Origin of the sequence: Sutcliffiella halmapala, from assembly GCF_002019665.1 — a bacterium.
Taxonomy (GTDB): domain Bacteria; phylum Bacillota; class Bacilli; order Bacillales; family Bacillaceae_I; genus Sutcliffiella_A; species Sutcliffiella_A halmapala.
Genome location: NZ_KV917375.1, coordinates 1,157,416 through 1,174,608, shown reverse-complemented (window position 1 = coordinate 1,174,608; position 17,193 = coordinate 1,157,416). Strand labels below are relative to the sequence as shown.

General features: G+C 37.0%; 14 protein-coding genes. 4 read left to right on the top strand and 10 right to left on the bottom strand.

The window, feature by feature from the left end; all coding sequences use genetic code 11:
* The first annotated feature begins 219 nt into the window (after positions 1-219).
* Both motA and motB read left to right on the top strand, forming a co-directional pair.
* The gene (gene motA / locus BK580_RS05590; RefSeq protein ID WP_078379376.1) at positions 220-1,014 is read left to right on the top strand and encodes a flagellar motor stator protein MotA; all 795 of its coding nucleotides are present in this window, start codon (positions 220-222) and stop codon (positions 1,012-1,014) included.
* Positions 1,007-1,762, top strand: coding sequence for a flagellar motor protein MotB (gene motB / locus BK580_RS05585; RefSeq protein ID WP_078379375.1), 756 nt, complete (start codon positions 1,007-1,009; stop codon positions 1,760-1,762). Before motA ends, motB begins: the two co-directional genes overlap by 8 nt.
* Before the next feature lie 397 nt (positions 1,763-2,159).
* On the opposite strand, the gene motS is transcribed toward motB, so the two are convergent.
* The 4 genes from motS to BK580_RS05565 all read right to left on the bottom strand — a co-directional run bounded on the left by motS (position 2,160) and on the right by BK580_RS05565 (position 6,149).
* The gene (motS, locus tag BK580_RS05580) at positions 2,160-2,915 is read right to left on the bottom strand and encodes a flagellar motor protein MotS (protein WP_078379374.1); all 756 of its coding nucleotides are present in this window, start codon (positions 2,913-2,915) and stop codon (positions 2,160-2,162) included.
* Positions 2,912-3,736 (bottom strand): flagellar motor protein MotP, encoded by an 825-nt coding sequence (gene motP, locus BK580_RS05575; RefSeq protein ID WP_078379373.1) that lies wholly within the window; start codon positions 3,734-3,736, stop codon positions 2,912-2,914. The genes motS and motP overlap by 4 nt, the downstream gene beginning before the upstream one ends.
* Before the next feature lie 101 nt (positions 3,737-3,837).
* Entirely contained in the window at positions 3,838-4,836 is a 999-nt protein-coding gene (ccpA, locus tag BK580_RS05570; RefSeq protein WP_078379372.1) for a catabolite control protein A, read from the bottom strand.
* Positions 4,837-5,072: 236 nt separating this feature from the next.
* A complete protein-coding gene (locus tag BK580_RS05565; protein WP_078379371.1) occupies positions 5,073-6,149 on the bottom strand; it encodes a bifunctional 3-deoxy-7-phosphoheptulonate synthase/chorismate mutase in 1,077 nt (358 codons plus the stop codon).
* A gap of 171 nt (positions 6,150-6,320) precedes the next feature.
* Between BK580_RS05565 and pilM the strand changes: the two genes are divergently transcribed.
* A complete protein-coding gene (gene pilM, locus BK580_RS05560; protein WP_078379370.1) occupies positions 6,321-8,477 on the top strand; it encodes a pilus assembly protein PilM in 2,157 nt (718 codons plus the stop codon).
* Positions 8,478-8,736: 259 nt separating this feature from the next.
* On the opposite strand, the gene ytxJ is transcribed toward pilM, so the two are convergent.
* From ytxJ to BK580_RS05540, 3 genes are all read right to left on the bottom strand, one after another.
* Positions 8,737-9,066 carry a bacillithiol system redox-active protein YtxJ gene (gene ytxJ / locus BK580_RS05550; RefSeq protein ID WP_078379368.1) on the bottom strand — a complete coding sequence of 110 codons (330 nt, stop codon included), beginning with the start codon at positions 9,064-9,066 and terminating at the stop codon, positions 8,737-8,739.
* A 77-nt stretch (positions 9,067-9,143) separates the two neighbouring features.
* On the bottom strand, positions 9,144-9,623 hold the full coding sequence (locus tag BK580_RS05545) for a YtxH domain-containing protein (protein ID WP_078379367.1): 480 nt from the start codon (positions 9,621-9,623) through the stop codon (positions 9,144-9,146).
* A 13-nt stretch (positions 9,624-9,636) separates the two neighbouring features.
* Positions 9,637-10,071 (bottom strand): DUF948 domain-containing protein, encoded by a 435-nt coding sequence (locus BK580_RS05540; RefSeq protein ID WP_078379366.1) that lies wholly within the window; start codon positions 10,069-10,071, stop codon positions 9,637-9,639.
* Between the two features lie 357 nt (positions 10,072-10,428).
* Between BK580_RS05540 and BK580_RS05535 the strand changes: the two genes are divergently transcribed.
* Positions 10,429-11,544, top strand: coding sequence for an aminopeptidase (locus tag BK580_RS05535; protein ID WP_078379365.1), 1,116 nt, complete (start codon positions 10,429-10,431; stop codon positions 11,542-11,544).
* A 206-nt stretch (positions 11,545-11,750) separates the two neighbouring features.
* Here the strand turns inward: BK580_RS05535 and murC are convergent, their stop codons facing one another.
* From murC to BK580_RS05520, 3 genes are all read right to left on the bottom strand, one after another.
* Positions 11,751-13,055 (bottom strand): UDP-N-acetylmuramate--L-alanine ligase, encoded by a 1,305-nt coding sequence (murC, locus tag BK580_RS05530; RefSeq protein ID WP_078379364.1) that lies wholly within the window; start codon positions 13,053-13,055, stop codon positions 11,751-11,753.
* A gap of 384 nt (positions 13,056-13,439) precedes the next feature.
* A complete protein-coding gene (locus BK580_RS05525) occupies positions 13,440-14,525 on the bottom strand; it encodes a nicotinate phosphoribosyltransferase (RefSeq protein ID WP_078379363.1) in 1,086 nt (361 codons plus the stop codon).
* A 261-nt stretch (positions 14,526-14,786) separates the two neighbouring features.
* Positions 14,787-17,180, bottom strand: coding sequence for a DNA translocase FtsK (locus tag BK580_RS05520; protein ID WP_235863997.1), 2,394 nt, complete (start codon positions 17,178-17,180; stop codon positions 14,787-14,789).
* Between the last annotated feature and the right edge of the window lie 13 nt (positions 17,181-17,193).

Sequence of the window (17,193 nt, the reverse complement as noted above, 5' to 3'; positions counted from 1 at the left end):
TATTCATATCCACGTAATTTATTTTACCTCTCCCCCTATTATTAAACAAACTTTCAATAATTTTATAAAATAATAAGTAACAATCCCTAAAAGAATAAGAGATTTTGTCGAAATAATTATAGAAGGAGTTTAGTTATTAATAAATGTCTATACTTTCAAATGTATCGAGGTTTATACAATAGCAAACAGCCGTGTAAAAAAGACAGGTGGGCATTTCATATGGACAAGTCATCGATAATAGGTCTAATCTTAGGGTTAATAGCTGTTGGAGTAGGGATGTTTTTTAAAGGAGTTAGTCCGGTTGCGTTAATCAATCCAGCAGCTCTTTTAATTATTTTGTTAGGTACAGTAGGAGCAGTAACAATCGCCTTTCCAAGCTCTGAAATCAAAAGAGTGCCAAAGCTTTTTGGTATTTTATTTAAAGAAAAGCAATTAATGGACCCAATCGAATTAATTAAAATGTTCTCAAGCTGGGCTCAAGTGGCAAGAAAAGAAGGGCTGCTAGCACTTGAAACAAAAACAAATGAAGTGGAAGATGATTTTTTAAAGAATGGATTATCATTAGCAATTGATGGACAAAGTGCAGATTTTATCAGTGATGTATTATCAGAAGAAATTGAAGCGATGGAAGACAGACATCAATCAGGAGCATTAATATTTACTCAAGCTGGAACATACGCACCGACATTAGGAGTTTTGGGGGCAGTTATTGGTTTAGTTGCTGCCTTACAATATATGAATGATATAGAAGGATTAGGAAAAGCCATTAGTGCTGCATTCGTTGCGACATTACTCGGGATTTTCACAGGGTATGTGCTTTGGCATCCATTTGCAAATAAGCTAAAGAGGAAATCAAAACAAGAAGCACAATTGAAATATATGATGATTGAAGGAATATTATCCATTTTAGAAGGCGAAGCGCCTAGAGTTATTGAACGTAAGCTATCCTCCTATTTGCCAGCAAGTGAAAGAAAAAAAATCCTTGAAGAAAGTGATTTAGAAAAGAATGAGTAGGCGTCGGAAGAAGCAAAACCATGAAGAGCATATTGATGAGTCTTGGTTAATTCCTTATGCTGATCTCTTAACTCTCCTTTTAGCATTGTTTATTGTTTTATTCTCAATGAGTTCCATCGATGCCAAAAAGTTTCAAGCACTTTCTGAGGTTTTTAATGAAGTTTTTACTAAGGGTACAGGTATCCTCGAGTATCCAAGTCCCATTTCTCGCGAGAACGCAACCGTTTTAGATGAGCAAGAAGAGCAAGACGATAAGGAAAAGGAAGAAAAGCGGGATAAGGAGATCGACTGGCAAGAACTAGTATCACTACAAAAAAAGATTAACACTTATATTATAGATAAAAAGTTAAATAATAATCTCGATACTTCCTTAACAGATGAAGGACTATTAATCTTAATTCGTGATAACGTACTATTTACATCTGGTAGTGATCAAGTAAGAAAAGAAGATTTGGTGATTGCTAAAGAAATTTCAGATTTATTAGTATTGGATCCACCTCGAAACATTATTATAAGTGGCCATACAGATAATGTCCCAATTAACAATTCCCAATTTTCATCAAACTGGGAATTAAGTGTCATGAGAGCTGTTAATTTTATGAAAATTATTATAGAAAATGATAAACTCGACCCAAGTTGGTTCAGTGCTAAAGGCTTTGGCGAATTCAAACCTATCACTTCCAATGAAACAGCAACAGGCAAAGCACAAAACAGACGAGTAGAAATATTAATACTACCAAGAAACTAAAGCCAAACCAAATTCAGGTTGGCTTTTTTCCTGTTATATTCTAAAAAAGGTTGTAAGTTTTAGCTCCTTCTTAACTTTGAAACGATATTTGTTACGAGCGCCTAGAACGGAAATCATCAGGCAGTTTAACAGATAACCTATCTATTTTCTGGATAGACACCCATGCAATACAAAGAAAATTTGCATCATGGTTCATGAAAAAGGGAGATGTTAAGTTTCCCCGTCTCCCCTGTAGATTGAAGTGGAAGGTATGAGACTCCTGCGGGAAGTAGCGCTTTGTGGAGACCCAGGCAAAGCCGAGGAGACCCCGCGGAAAGCGAACACCTGCAACGGAGATCAACAGGGAGTTTAACAGGCAACCTACTTATTTTTCAGGGTAACAAAAAAAAGACCAATATCAATTGATCCTTTCCTCATGCTGTGGGTCAGAAATCACAATTTCCACCCTTCTATTCTTTTGATAATTCTCACTAGAATTATTTGGCACAATTGGTCTTGTTTCACCATAACCTACCGCAACAAATCGTTCCGCATCCAAATCATGCTCCGCTACTAAATAACGGATAACACTACTTGCTCGAGCAGCAGATAACTCCCAGTTAGATGGGAATTTTCCAGTTGAGATTGGACGATTATCCGTATGTCCTTCCACTTTGACTAAATTAGGGATTTTGCTTAACAACCTTCCCACTTTATCCAAAAATGGATGAGCAATTGGTAGAATAGTAGCTTCTGCAGTTTCAAATAACACCTTTTCCTCCAGAACTAAGACAATCCCTCGTTCTGTCCGATTGGCAATTACAACATCCTCTAAATTATTCGCTTCTAAAAAAGCTTGTACTTCTTGTAAAAGTTCTTGTAAGCTTGCATTTCCTTGATTTTCATTAGACACATCACCATCTCTATTATTGGTAGACTCATAGTCAATAGAATAGTCACTAGGATGATCAAAAGGAACAGCAGAAGGATAATAATCTAAAATATTTACTTTATTAAAGGAATTTGCTACTGCTTTGAATTTTACTAAATCTATTTGGGACATGGAAAAGAGTAAGATAAAGAAAACAAGCACAAGTGTAACTAGGTCGGAAAATGTAACCATCCATCCCGGAGCGCCTCCACTCTTTGACGCCTTACGCTTCCTTATCTTCATTGAACTTTCTCCTCCATTCCCTCCGGTACTTCTATTTCTTCTATTCCTTGTTTTTTACGTTCCTCTGTTGATAGGAACGCAGATAGCTTTTCTTCTAGCAATTTGGGATTTTGTCCCGATTGAACCCCAATGACACCTTCAATGATTATTTGCTTAAAAAACACTTCCTGTTCCGTTTTATTAGCTAATTTACTTGCCATCGGTAGAAAAACAAGATTTGCTAATAATACTCCATATAAAGTTGTAAGAATAGCTATAGCCATATTTGGACCCAATGAACTTGGATCATCTAAATTCTTTAGCATTAAAACTAATCCAATTAATGTTCCAGCCATTCCCCAAGCTGGTGCATACTCTCCTGCTTTCTCTAATAAGGTTCTTCCTTTTATATGACGTTCCTCCATAGCAGAGATTTCGGCATTCATAATATCATTTATTACTTCTGGCTCTACCCCATCAACTGCTAATAGTACCCCTTTTTTTATAAACTTATCTTCCACATCTTCCAACTCTGCTTCTAATGATAATAAACCTTCACGTCTAGCACGATCAGATAGCCTTACGAACGTTTCAATAAGGTTTGATAGCTTAGTATCTTCACGAGAAAAGGCTACTCTCATAACACGTGGCATGGATTTTATTTCTTGTAAGTTGAAATTGACTAGTAATGCTCCTAACGTACCCCCTATAACAATGAATATAGACGTAATATCAATAAAATAAAGGGAGCCAGCAATACCTGAACTGCTTATAATTCCTAACATAATCATTGCAAATCCAAGAACTAGTCCAATAGGTGTTAGAATATCAAACTTTTTCATACTTTCTCTCCTGACATTAGAGCGCTTATTAAAAATTTATAGAAAAAGAGGACAAATCATTTAACATTTTGTCCTCTTTTACATATATATCGACATATTTTTTATTTTGTTGAGCGCCTAAATTCAATTCTATGAGGAAGTACAACTGTTTGATCTTCCACTTTTTCTTTGTTCATGAATTTTGTTAATAATCGCATTGCTACTGCTCCAATATCATACATTGGTTGAACCACCGTTGTTAATTGAGGGCGTACCATTGTAGCCAGACGCGTGTTATCAAAGCCGATTACTTCGATGTCATTAGGAATATGAAGACCATTGTCTTGTGCGCCATGGATCACACCTAGTGCCATTTCATCTGTTCCAACAAAAATAGCAGTTGGTCTATTTTCTAAACTAATCAACTTTTCAACAGCTTCGATACCGGAATCATAGGAGTAATCTCCTTCAATTACAATTTCTTCATCATAAGAAATTCCCGCTTCTTCGAGTGCTTTTTTGTAACCAGTTAGTTTCAATTCACCATTTATCGGCTCATCGAATAGTCCAGAAACATACCCTACTCGCTTATGGTCTTTTTCAACCAAAGCGGTAACTGCATCAAAGGCTGCTTGTACATAATCAATCGTAACAGATGGGACTTTATTATCTTTTTCAATTGATGCCGCCAATACGATTGGGACAGGGGACTTTTCAAATTCTGTAACAAGTTCCTCTGTAATATTCCCGCTCATGAATACGATTCCATCTACTTGCTTACCTAGCATTGTATTTAATAAATGCAATTCCTTATCTACATTTTGATCAGAATTACTTAAGATTATATTGTACTTATACATCGTAGCAATATCTTCGATTCCACGTGCCAATTCAGCATAGAAGATATTCGAAATATCTGGAATAATAACTCCTACAGTTGTTGTTTTCTTGCTCGCTAGTCCTCGAGCTACTGCATTAGGACGATATCCTAAACGTTCAATCGCTTCTAATACTTTTTTTCTAGTTGTTGGTTTTACATTAGGATTACCGTTCACCACACGGGAAACCGTCGCCATCGAAACATTCGCTTCTCTTGCAACATCATAAATAGTTACATTCATTCACATACACTCCTTAAATTTACATGCATCTATGTAGGGATAAATTATTATAATTGAAAAATAAAAATGGAAAAAAGCGCATTTATGCTTATTATCATACGTTATTATGATGGGACAAGCAACGAATTTACAGCCTTTTTGTTTATCTTGCCTTATTATGCATAAATTATTTCTCTTCTATCATTTGAAAATGGAAAAGACGAGCTATTTTATGCTCGTCTTTAGAAAAATATTATTTATGCTTTATATGCGTAATGACTGCGTAGCTCTGTAATGAATTCGTTAAACATATCAATATCCATTTGTTGAGCAGAGTCTGATAAAGCAACAGCTGGATCCGGATGTACTTCCGCCATAACACCATCTGCTCCAATTGCTAATGCTGCTTTAGCAGTTGGTAATAATAAATCTCTTCGCCCAGTAGAGTGTGTTACATCCACAAAAACAGGTAAATGTGTTTCTTTTTTCAGGATAGGCACTGCCGAAATATCAAGAGTGTTTCTAGTTGCACGCTCGTAAGTTCTGATTCCACGTTCACATAGAATGATTTGATCATTTCCTTGTGAAATGATGTACTCGGCTGCATTGATGAATTCATCTATCGTTGCTGCTAGCCCTCTTTTTAATAACACTGGCTTTCTAACCGCACCTGCTGCTTTTAATAATTCAAAGTTTTGCATATTACGTGCTCCGATTTGAATAACATCTACATAGTCTAGGGCAGTTTCAACATCTGCTGGATTAATAATTTCACTTATGATGGCCATATCAAACTCATCACCGACACGCTTTAATATTTTTAGTCCTTCTAAACCTAATCCTTGGAAATCATAAGGAGATGTTCTTGGTTTAAAAGCTCCACCACGTAACAACTTAATCCCTTGTGCTTTAGCTGCTTGTGCAACTTGTGCAACCTGTTCATAGCTTTCTACGGCACACGGACCGATAATGAAATGCTGAGATCCATCACCGATTTTTACACCTTTAACATCGACTATTGTATCCTCAGGTTTTTTCTTTCTAGAAACTAGCAATGCTTTTCTATGATCATCTTTTTGTAACTCTAGTCCTGCTTTAAAGATTTCTTTGAAAAGATGTTGCAAAGTAGATGTCTCAAATGGTCCATCATTATGCTCCGTAATTAAATCTAACATCTTTCTTTCTCGCACAGGGTCATATCGATTTACACCTTGCGCTTCCTTGAGCTTTCCAATTTCCTGTACAAGCTCACCGCGCTTATTGATGACCTCTAATAGTTGTAAGTTTAATTCTTCTACTTGTTTACGCAAGGCGTCTAGTTCGTTATGACTCATTTAATTTCATCCTTTCCTTATTTATAACAGTACCAACTTGTGGTACATTTCTATTAATTAGTGATTATTATAAACGAACAAATCGATATTGTCACTAAAAATCTCTTTATTAATTAAACGCTTTTAAGCGATAAAGTATTATATGACACATCTTAAGGAAGTGTACTAATTTTGAATGCTAACGAAAAAGTATTTGCATTAGATATTGGGACAAGATCTGTAGTCGGACTCTTGCTCGAACAAAGTAAGGAACGATTTAAAGTAGTGGATATGGTAGTAAAAGAACATGATGAGCGTGCAATGCTTGATGGCCAAATCCATGATATTCTAGCTGTTTCCAAAGTTATCACCTATGTAAAAGAACAGCTTGAAATTAAGCACGGCCCCTTAACCAAGGTCTGTGTTGCTGCTGCTGGAAGAGCACTGAAGACACAAACTGCCTATTCTACTCAAGATATAAAAGGGAAGTCTGTATTCACTGAGGAAGATATTTTCCTATTAGAATTAGCGGCCGTTCAAGAAGCACAAGTACATTTATTAAATGATCAGATGAATGATGGACCAAATCAATATTTCTGTGTAGGCTACTCTGTTCTTCGGTACTACCTTGATGGTCAAGAAATAGGTAGTTTACTTGATCAACGAGGAGAACTTGCTGCAACTGAGGTTATCTCTACCTTTTTACCAAAAATCGTTGTCGAATCATTAATTTCAGCTTTGCAACGAGCCGAACTTGAGTTAGAAGCTCTTACTCTTGAACCAATCGCTGCAATAAATGTACTTATCCCTCCGTCTATGCGCCGGTTAAATGTCGCACTTGTTGATATTGGAGCAGGTACATCTGATGTTGCCATTACGAAAGAGGGAACGGTAACAGCCTATGGTATGGTACCTGTAGCAGGAGATGAAATTACGGAAGGTATAAGTGATCAATTTTTATTGGATTTTCCAGAAGCCGAAAAAGCTAAAAGAGACTTGATATCCAAAGAGCAAGTGACTTTTACAGATATTTTAGGTTTTGTCCATACTCTTCCGAAAGAACAAATGGTAGAACATATACTGCCTTCAATTAAAAAGCTTGCAAAAGCAATTACCGATGAGATCAAGCGGCAAAATAATAAGCAATCACCTAAAGCTGTTATGTTAGTTGGCGGAGGTAGTCTAACACCCGAGCTACCTGCACAAATCGCCAGTCTTCTCGAACTTCCAGAAAATCGAGTTGCCATCCGAGGCGTAGATGCTATTCAACAATTACAGGACTCAGATATCATAATCAATGGGCCAGAATTTGTCACTCCGATTGGTATTGCTATAGCCGCCAAACAGAAGCCTATAGAGTATGTGTCGGTTACAGTAAATGACTTGCAAGTACGACTCTTTGATGTAAAAAAGCTCACCATAGGTGATAGCCTATTAGCTGCAGGTATAGCCATAAATAAGCTTGTAGGAAGGCCAGGACTTGCATTAATGATAGAAGTGAACGGGAAGAGCATAACACTTCCAGGTAGTTTTGGCGATTCACCTACAATCTATAAAAATGGCGAACTTGCTCAAAGCTATGACTCCATCAAAAATGGCGATGTGATAGAGGTCAAAAAAGGGCAGGATGGAATTACCGCCACAGCTACTCTTAAAGAAATAATTGGAGAAGACTTACCGTCCTATTCCATCATCGTAAACGAAAAATCTATTACTGTTGAACCAATTCTTCTCCTCAATGAAAAGTTAGCATCCTTAGAAGAGAAGGTTTCAGACCGTGATAAGGTTAGCTTTCACTATCCAACTACAATTAAAGAGCTAGTAAGCTTAAAAGATGCAGATCTAGACGAAGTGTTTTCTCCATTCATACTTTATTTAAATGAGAAGAAAACAGAGATTCCTCAGTTCTCAGTTCAGCTTTTTAAAAATGGATGGAAAGCTACTTTTCAGGATAAGGTTTCTCCTGAAGACCGTATTGAATGGAAAAAGGGCACTGTCCCTACTGTAAAAACATTAGCTATCATCCAAAACTACGAATACAAACAAGAAATATCTGTAACCTATAAAGATAAAAAGCTAGTCCTTCAAAAACCATTGCTTGAATTTTATAGAAACGGAGTACTTTTAACGGAAGAGGACATTCTTACAAACGGGGACCATCTTCAACTAATGGTAAAAAGAAAAGAACCATTTATTTTTCAGGACATATTTAGAGTTGTGGACATTGAGAAACCACAAGGTGCTGGCTCCTTTAAACTAAAGCGAAATGAAGAAGAAGCATCTTTTTATGACCTTATTCAACAGGGAGATACATTAGATATCCAATGGGAAAAGAAAATAAATATTTAGAGAATAAGACACCCATGCAAACCAAATTTGCACTATGGATGAAGAAAAAGGGGAATGATAAGTCTCACCCCTCTCCCCTGTTGATTGGGGTAGCAAGGTGTGAGACTCCTGCTTTGAATGCGAAGTCGAAGGGAGCCCTCGGGAACAACTGGCACGTAAATCTACAGGGCGTTCAAAAGGGGCAGATAGGGTCTATAACTCTTTATAGAATACTCCCTCTAACTAAAACGAACGAGTCAAATGACTCGTTCGTTTGTTTTTAAGCTTTAACGTTCTCTTGAAGAGAAGAATAAGTAATTTTCCAATGGGAAGCATTCCAGGCTACTTCTCCATCTTTAAAAAGAAGCGCTTGAGGAGACTCGTGTTTAACAGCAAACGTCTCAGCGATATAGTTCGATAATGGTCTAGCTTCTTGAACATTTAGGAAATAACAAGGGATTTCCTCATGGTCTGCCACAAAGTTTTCGAATTCCTCATAAGCTGCATGACTGATTGGGCAGGTTGTACTATTTTTAAAGAATAAGAAAGTGCCTTTATCCTTAACTAACTCATCAAATTGCTCAATAGATTGGATTAACGTTTTGCTCATACGCTAACACCCTCCTCCATATTTTCCCGAATAAAAACGGCGAAGTTATCATACCACTTCGCCGTTTGATTCTCAAGTTATTTAGTTTCTGTTAATTGTTTTTCTACGTCTTCTAAAGCAGACTTTGTGTCTTCTAATTTCTTTTTCACTTCTTCTGTCATATCTTCTGTCCCATTTTCAATAGCAGTAGCAGCCTCAGAGATAATTTCCTGTACTTGTTCTTGTAATTCTGCAGAAACCTCAATTGATTTATCTTTAAGGTGTTTCACTTTATCCATTACTTGTTGAGTTTGTTCAGAAATGGCTTTGGTAAGTTGATTAGATTTTTCTTTTGCTTGCTCTGCTAAATCCGTGGAAAATTCTGAAGCTTGTTGTTTCCACGTGTCTGTTTTTTCCTTGAGTTGAGTAGCTTGATCCGTAATATCTTCACGAAGCTCTCGTCCTGATTTAGGTGCTAGGAAAAGTGCAGTAGTTGCTCCAACAATTCCACCAATTAAAGTTCCGATTAAAAAGTCCTTTGTGTTAATTCCATCTCTGTTCGTCTCTTCTTTACTCATTTCTGATTCCTCCTCATAATTTGCTTGTTTTATTTTTCTGTTTTCTTTCATTCCATTTATCTACAAGTTCCATTGCTACATTCGACCATTGTACAACTTGTGATACTTTATCTTGATTTTGGTCTAACTGTTGCGCAACGTTAGTAGATAAACGGGATACGGAATGATTAAACCCTTGAATGGAAGTACCGACATCCTTTACAGCGGTAACTACGGTATTAAGTTGCTGTGATTTATCATGAATGTCATCCATTAAGACATTGGTTTTATGTAAAATTTGTTCCGTCTCTGTAGTTATTCCTTGCATTTGCTTCTCGATACTTCCAAGAGTACCTGCAACCTGATCTAATGTGCCTTGCACAGATCGTAGAGTTTTTGAAACAAAAATTACTAATATTAAAAAAGCAATAGCTACAATAATTGCACTTACGTAAAGCAAATCAATCAAATATGACACCTCCTGATGTGTTAGTTACATACTAAGTCTATACCCTTCATGAATAAGTTTAAACATCTTATACCCCTTCTTATTCTATGAAAAATATTAAATTCCTGCAAAAAAATACACATTATCACATTAAAAGCAAAAACACCCCTTTCTGTTGCTCCGACAAGCATAGGGTAGGTTTATCTACCACTGCTGGAAAGATTGTCTATGTCTCGTGGAGTTAGACAAGAACCTAACTTCCCCCCCTACTTTTTAAAATTTTTCACTTGTCTTCAAACAAAAAAATCAACAAATTCACGCAATTCGGTTACAATAAAGAAGGTACATACAATACAACAATAATTGGGGGTAATACGTTTGAAAGATCCTCGTATACAAACATTAGCAAAAAATTTAATTAACTATTCTGTTCGTCTTCAAAAAGGAGAAAAAGTTTTAATTGAAAACTTTGGCTTACAAAGAGAGCTAGTTGTTGCTTTAGTAGAAGAAGCATACAAAGCAGGCGGATATCCATTTGTTTCTTTAAAAGATGTACAAGTAGACCGCGCACTTCTTTTAGGTGCCAATGAAGAACAATTTAACATGAAAGCTGATTTCGAAGCAAATGTGATGCAAAACATGGACGCTTATATCGGCTTGCGCTCAGGCGATAATATTAATGAGCTTTCTGATGTTCCAGATGAGAAGCAAAAGATTCAAGGTAGCACGGTTGGCAAAAAAGTTCATCGTGATATCCGTGTTCCTAAAACGAGATGGGTCGTATTAAGATACCCTAACTCCTCTATGGCACAGCTTGCTAAAATGAGCACAGAAGGATTCGAAAACTTTTACTTTGATGTGTGTAATCTTGATTATGGGAAAATGAGTGATGCCATGGACGCACTTGTTGAACTGATGAACAAAACAGATAAGGTACGTATCACAGGCGAAGGTACGGATTTTAGTTTCTCTATTAAAGATATTCCAGCTATTAAATGTGCCGGAGAAATGAATATTCCAGATGGTGAAGTGTATACCTCCCCTGTTAGAGATTCTGTTAATGGAAAAATCACATATAACACACCTTCTCCATACCAAGGCTTTACCTATGAAAATGTTAGCCTGACATTTAGAGACGGAAAAATTGTAGAAGCAACTGCAAATGATTCAGATCGTATCAACAAAATCTTTGATACCGACGAAGGTGCTCGTTATATCGGTGAATTTGCAATAGGCGTGAATCCTTATATCCAACATCCAATGCAAGATATACTTTTTGACGAGAAAATTGATGGAAGCTTCCATTTTACACCTGGTCAAGCTTATGAAGATGCATATAATGGCAATAATTCTGATATTCATTGGGATATGGTCATGATTCAACGTCCTGAATACGGTGGTGGAGAAATCTATTTTGATGATGTTCTTATCCGAAAAGATGGTCGTTTTGTAATTTCGGAATTAGAAGGATTAAATCCAGAGAATTTAAAATAATAGTTGATAGTGTAGAACTATTATTTAAAGAATAACAAATTATTAAGAAAAAATGGCTAGCACTGCAGTGCAGCCATTTTTTCTTTTTGATACTGGTAGAGATAAGCTGTTGGGCGAATAAATAAGGTGAATTACTGGGGAATAATGCTTTACCAACTAGGTCCATAGAAAAAAGACACCTCCTTTATCGAAAGTGTCCGTTCTCTTTATTCTGTGACTTGTAGTTTCTCATAAGCTTCTTGGAACTTCGTAATGTCCCCTGCACCCATGAAGATAATGACACTATTGTCATGTCGAGACAACTTTTCTGTCCCTTCTTCAGTAAGGATTTCCGCTTGTTCTATTTTTTCTTTTAAATCGTTGATTGTTAATTTCCCTTGATTTTCACGTGCTGATCCAAATATATCACAGAGGTATACATAATCAGCTCCATTCAAGCTGTCCGCGAACTCATTTAGGAATGTCTGTGTTCTTGTAAATGTATGTGGTTGGAATACAGCAATCACATCACGATTAGGATACTTTTGGTTTACTGCATCGATGGTAGCACGAATTTCAGTTGGATGATGTGCATAATCATCAATTAATACTTGGGAACCAAACACTTTTTCAGAAAATCTCCGCTTTACACCTTCAAATGTAAGCAATTGACTTTGAATTACTTCAGCTGGTACTCCTTCATAATGACATAAAGCAATAACAGCAAGCGAATTCATAATATTATGGTCGCCATATCCTTTAATCTTAAATGATGCATAGTGATTGTTACGCACAAATACATCGAACGTTGTACCTTCTGTAGACTTTTCGATATGTCTCGCTTGAAAGTCGTTTTCTTCTCCTAATCCATAATAAATAACTGGTACTTTGGCTTGGATTTTTTGAAGATACTCATCATCTCCACAAGCGATAATTCCTTTCTTCACTTGAAGAGCCATTTCTTGAAAAGCATCGAATACATCATCAATACTTCCAAAATAATCTGGATGATCAAAATCAATATTAGTCATAATTGTGTAATCTGGATGGTAGGATAAAAAGTGTCTTTTATACTCACATGCCTCAAATACAAAATATTCGCTTTCCTCTGCACCTCTACCAGTGCCATCCCCGATTAAATAAGAGGTAGGCTTCGCACCTTGAATAACATGAGCTAATAAGCCAGTCGTAGAAGTTTTTCCGTGAGCACCTGTTACTGCAACACTCGTGAACTTCTCCATAAATTGCCCTAAAAATTGTGGATAACGGATTACTGGAACATTTAATGCATGTGCAGCCACTATCTCCTCATGCGTATCTGGAAAAGCATTCCCCGCTATAATTGTCATGTTTTCTCGGACATTATCTTTATCAAATGGAAGGACTGTTATTCCTTTTTCTTCCAAACCTTTTTGTGTAAAAAACTTCTTTTCAATATCAGAACCTTGAACTTCAAATTTCATATCGTGAAGAATACCCGCTAAAGCACTCATCCCTGTACCTTTTATACCAACAAAATGATAAATGGTCATGAAAAAACCTCCAACATTTATCTATATATAATTCGTTTACATGGTTTCATTGCAGACGAACTGAATAGTAGTTTTTTATTTGTAGGCAATGCCTTTGTAACTTCGATAGTTACATTATATGATATACAACTTAAAGTGATAATTCCCATAACTACAAGCCTTTCAAACCTTATGTAAAAAGTCACTTGCCTAACAACTTGTTATTATAACATCAAATTCGATATTACTCCACTAAGAAAAGCACAAGTTCCTCTTACAGCCAAAACACTTCGTGTAAGTCGTTTGCTAACTAAAAAATATCCGGAGAAAAAAACTGATAGAATATCTTGTCTACCAGTTTTTCCAAAAAGCTTGGTTTATATAGATTAGTTCATCAACATTACATTAATCCACTTTTTCTAAGCGTTCATTAGCGCGGTATTTTCTACCAGCCTTTGCTTGGGGATCACCGTTAAGCATTACATTATCTCCAGTAAAACCGATATGGATTTTCAGTAGACTTCCGCCAACACCATAGATGTCTACCGGAACTTTCTGCTCTTCAAATTCCATAATTCTTTTTTGAGTAAAGCCTCCACTTACCACAATTTTCACATGTTCAAAGCCTTCATTATCAAGTGCTTCTCTTAATGCAAACATTAATGGTGCATTAACTCCACGTGGATCAAAGGTTCCCAATACATCTTGATTACGAATAAAGTGTTGATCGATCATGGTTCTCGATGTATCAACACGAACTCCCTTCAGCTTGTCACCAAATTCTCTTGCTACCTTTAATGCATCAGTAATGACATCATTGTTATAATCAACTAGTACTAATAAATCATCTCCTGGGAACTTTTCATGATAGGCCTTTGATGCTTCGACTACATCGCCGTTAAAGAGTTGGATTAATGCATGTGGCATCGTACCCATTCCCTTTTTCCCCCACCACTCATTCATTGCATGTGTCGCTTGAGCAGTTGAACCACCTATGTGAGCAGCATACCCATCTCCAGCTTGTTGTGTAAAGTGATCGTCACGATCCCCCATAAATATTACTGGCTTTTGTCCTGCAGCCTTTACCACATTGTAAACATTGGTGGAAACAGAAGTACGTCTTGCTAAAATGCCATCAATAACTCCTTCTAGAAAGCCGAAGTTCTGGTATGGCCCTTTAATAGTTAGTACTGTTTCAAATGGGTTAATCTTATCGCCATCTTTTAGCGAATAAATCTCCAAAGAATCTGGATCATCAGCAAATGTTTTTACTAGTGCAATTACTTCATCAGTTCCACAAAGTACAGCATGTTCCTTTTGGAAAAATTGCATAGTTACCATATTATCTGGTTTATAATCACGAACAATTTCGCGGGTCTTTAAAAAATATACAGCCGAGAACCAGCCTTCTTTTATACGCTCATCAAATTTAAATGTTCGATTGGTAAGCCTTTTTATCTTCCCTTGTAGCTTAAGCTCTATTTCTTTCATCCGTAAAAAGCTCCTTATGTCTTTATGCTTTTCGGAGCTGAACGAGCCGGCTCCGCTTTTCTTATTGTCTAGCTTCTCCGGCTAGCTCCTCGAGTCATAAGCCATTTTTCCTTCGGAGGTAAAAAGCAACCTCCTGCGGAAATCTGTCTTATGCTTTTCGAAGCTGAACGAGCCGGCTCCGCTTTTCTTATTAGCTATTATCTATATTATAAGAGGATTATATCCGTTTACAACCTTTGCTTTTTTGAAGTAGTAAAAACATTAGTCTTTTCTATTAGCTAACTCTTCTTCGGATAGCAAGACATCTCGAGGTTTGCTCCCTTTTGGACCTGATATTACACCTTGGTCTTCCATTAGTTCCATTAGACGCGCTGCTCGATTATATCCAATTCTAAATCTACGTTGTAAGCTTGATGTAGACGCAACATTTTGATCTATTACAAACTGACAAGCCTCTAGGAACAATTCATCTTCCTCTTGAATGGAGCTTTCTTTTAATAGCTCAGTTTGTTCGAATAAGTAAGTTGGTTTCTGTTCTTTTCTGACATGTGAAACTGCTCGTTCTATTTCCTCATCTGAGACAAAGTTCCCCTGTACTCGTATTGGTTTTGGTGCGCCATTCTCGAGCAGTAGCATATCACCTTTTCCGAGTAGTCTTTCCGCACCACCAATATCAATAATAGTTCTTGAGTCTACTTGGGAAGATACTGAAAATGCGATACGAGTAGGGATATTCGCTTTGATTAAGCCAGTAATTACGTCGACAGATGGTCTCTGTGTCGCAATAAGCAAGTGCATTCCACAAGCCCTTGCTTTTTGTGCAATACGGCAGATAGCCTCTTCGACATCACTTGGGGCAACCATCATAAGATCTGCTAGCTCATCAATAATAATAACCATATACGGCAATTTTTCTTGATTATGCTTTGTTGCACCTTCGTTATATTTAGCTATATCTCTGACTCCTGCATGAACAAATAATGCATATCTTCTTTCCATTTCCTCTACTGCCCATTTTAATGCGGCTGTTGCTGCCTTCACATCAGTAATGACTGGGCATACTAAGTGTGGAATATGGTTATATGGTGTTAACTCTACCATCTTAGGATCAACTAATAGTAGCTTTACTTCATCTGGATTACTCTTATAGAGCAAACTTATAATAATCGAGTTTACACAGACACTTTTCCCAGAACCTGTTGCTCCAGCAATTAGTCCATGTGGCATTTTCTGAAGATCCAATACTACTGGTTGACCAGAAATATCTAACCCTAAGGCAACTGTTAAAGGTGAGCTATTCTGTATGAATGATGGATGTCTAATAATTTCCCTAATTAATACTGATTTACTAACACGATTTGGTACTTCTATTCCAATTGTATTTTTCCCTGGAATAGGGGCTTCAATTCGAATATCTCTGGCAGATAAACTAAGTTTGATATCATCACTTAAATTTGTTATTTTGTTAACCTTCACGCCTGGATCTGGTTGAACTTCAAATTGCGTCACAGATGGTCCTTGCGTTGCTTTTACCACCTTAGCTCCAACTCGAAAATGATGTAATGTCTCATCCAGTAGCTGCTTTTGCGCCTCTACCCATTCTCGATCATTCTCTGAATGCTGAGGAGGAATATTTAAAAGTCTAATTGGCGGTTTCACATAGTGAACTGGTTGCTCTTCCACTTGTTTTCTTTTTTCTAACGTGCGTTTGTCTTGTTTTAACATAATCACATTATACGGAATATGTTGTTTCTTATAATCTTTCTGTCTAGTAACATCTGAATCTAAACTTGGTTTAGCATCTGAGCTGCTTTTTTGTGATTCTGACTGTTCTACACTTGCCGGGACTATGTCCTCTTCTTCGACAATAACCCCATCTGGCACAACTGATGCGGAAAGATACTCATCTTCATCAATATGTTGAACCTGTACGTTTTCATCACAAGCATATGACTCTTCAAATTCAAGTGTTTCCTCGTTTAGATGCTCTATTACCATTTCTGTTACTTGACTTTGACTCTCAAGACCTTGCTTAATTGTTTCAGTTTCATCCTCATGTTCCAACACGGTTACTGCTACTTCTTCTTTTTCTTCATGTAAAAGTTCATTACTAAAATTCTGAACCTTTTCACTCTCTGTCTTTTCAATTGTATCAATTGTTACTGCTGTCTCTGTACGGACATTAATATACTCCTCTTCCATACTGACCAATTCAATTTCAGGAATAATTTCTTCTTGTTTTTTGACAGGTGGACGAAGGCTATAGCCGAATACAGGAGACACCACTTCTGTTGGATGAAATGGCTTCTTGTTTTTCACCTTTACCTCTTCTTTTTTCTTTTCCGCCACCTTTATCTTTGGTTTACTTTCTTTTTTAGGTGGTGTAGGAGCTTCAGCTTGTCGCTGCTGTTTATTCGGCGTCGGTGTCTTTGCACTGTTTCTAGCCTGCCGCACCGACGGACTGTGGGTAGTGCGTTTTTGTTCTACCTCGTCTGTATCCAAGTTTAATGGAAAGCGAAATTTCCCTGTAGGGTATTGGTAGGAAACTTTCGCTTGCATCTTCTTTTGTTCCGGTTTCTCAGCATAACTCTGCTCAATACTTTCCTGCTCTACATCGTCATTTAGCTGAGCAAACAGCTTTCTAAACCAGTTCACATCTATCACACTC

Coding starts and splice junctions, on each gene's coding strand:
- BK580_RS05525 (WP_078379363.1), bottom strand. CDS start 14,525: ATGAAAGAAATAGAGCTTAAGCTACAAGGGAAGATAAAAAGGCTTACC.
- motA (WP_078379376.1), top strand. CDS start 220: ATGGACAAGTCATCGATAATAGGTCTAATCTTAGGGTTAATAGCTGTT.
- ytxJ (WP_078379368.1), bottom strand. CDS start 9,066: ATGAGCAAAACGTTAATCCAATCTATTGAGCAATTTGATGAGTTAGTT.
- BK580_RS05565 (WP_078379371.1), bottom strand. CDS start 6,149: ATGAGTCATAACGAACTAGACGCCTTGCGTAAACAAGTAGAAGAATTA.
- motP (WP_078379373.1), bottom strand. CDS start 3,736: ATGAAAAAGTTTGATATTCTAACACCTATTGGACTAGTTCTTGGATTT.
- murC (WP_078379364.1), bottom strand. CDS start 13,055: ATGACCATTTATCATTTTGTTGGTATAAAAGGTACAGGGATGAGTGCT.
- BK580_RS05545 (WP_078379367.1), bottom strand. CDS start 9,623: ATGAGTAAAGAAGAGACGAACAGAGATGGAATTAACACAAAGGACTTT.
- motB (WP_078379375.1), top strand. CDS start 1,007: ATGAGTAGGCGTCGGAAGAAGCAAAACCATGAAGAGCATATTGATGAG.
- ccpA (WP_078379372.1), bottom strand. CDS start 4,836: ATGAATGTAACTATTTATGATGTTGCAAGAGAAGCGAATGTTTCGATG.
- motS (WP_078379374.1), bottom strand. CDS start 2,915: ATGAAGATAAGGAAGCGTAAGGCGTCAAAGAGTGGAGGCGCTCCGGGA.